General features: G+C 66.6%; 1 protein-coding gene. It reads right to left on the reverse strand.

What is annotated here, in order from left to right; all coding sequences use genetic code 11:
- Positions 1-1085 (reverse strand): IS630 family transposase gene (locus ABT123_RS36835; RefSeq protein ID WP_502971172.1). Its coding sequence is split into 2 segments (ribosomal slippage): positions 1-560 and positions 560-1085, totalling 1086 coding nucleotides; the frame shifts between segments, so codons are not numbered across the junction.
- Positions 1086-1153: the final 68 nt, after the last annotated feature.

Genomic DNA, 1153 nt, shown 5'->3' on the forward strand with positions numbered 1-1153 from the left:
CTACTCAGTTTGTAGTCGTGGTGTCGTTGGTGTGAGTCCGGTTCCGGTGAGGCATCCGTCGATGATGTCGCTGCGGTATTGAATCTGGCGAAGGCCGTGTCGGAGTCGGCGCATGAGGTGGCTCGGGTCGGTGAAGGCGGTGTTGGCCTGGGTGGTGCGGCGGAGGATTGACCAGATGCCTTCGACGGGGTTGAGGTCGGGCGCGTAAGACGGCAGGTGGTAGGCGGTGATCCAGTCTTGTGCGTCGATGAAGGCCCTCATTCGGCGGTCTTTGTGGACGTTCAAGTTGTCCCAGACGAGGACGATGGGTCCGCCGAGTTGCTGGTGGGCGGCGATGAGGAGGTCGCGGTACTCAGTCCACGCGAAGCTCTTGCGACTCCCGGCCTTGTGGCCGGCATGTTGTTTGGGCCGGTAGACGAGGCGGGAGCGTTCGCCGGGTTTGTAGCAGCACAGGGCTGCGATGGAGAAGCGGCGCTGGGAACGGCCGCGGACTCGGATCACGGGTGTGGTGCCGCGCCGGCTCCAGGTGCGGGTGGTCGGCGGCGTCATCGAGAATCCGGCTTCGTCCTCGAAGACGATCCAGGCCCCGAGCGCCGCCGCGGTGTTTCCACGTGCGGCCATACGTCCTTCACCCAGCCGGCCACCGCCGCCTCGTCACGCTCGACCGCACGACGGGCAGGAACCTGATGACTCCAGCGATGCCGCCGCAGCATCTGCGAGACCCCCGACAGCGTCATCGACTTGTGGAACCGCCGGCCGATCAGGGTCTTGATCCTGGCCAGCGTCCATCGCTGGTCCGGCCAGCCATGCGCGACCGGTCCCTTGGCCAGCTCCTCCTCGAGCACGGCGAACAGGGCGTCGCTCAGCTTCGGCCTGGACGCCGGGCCGCGGGATCGAACCCCTTTCCGGCCGTCCGCCTTCCAGGCCTGCCGCCATCGCTGGACCGACCGGACACTGACCCGTAACTCCTTCGCGATGTCCGTACTGCCCCGCCCGGCGGCGAACATCGCCGCTGCCTCCATCCGGATCCGCTCGCGGAAGGCTTGCCTCTCCGCGGTCAGACCACCACCCTGCGGATACCTCATATACCCGGCATACCGCGACGATCACCGCTCGTCAGCCCCTGCGACAACCCGCCTTCAAGGTCAGTAAC

The organism is Streptomyces sp. NPDC002054 (genome assembly GCF_040296685.1).
Lineage (GTDB): Bacteria > Actinomycetota > Actinomycetes > Streptomycetales > Streptomycetaceae > Streptomyces.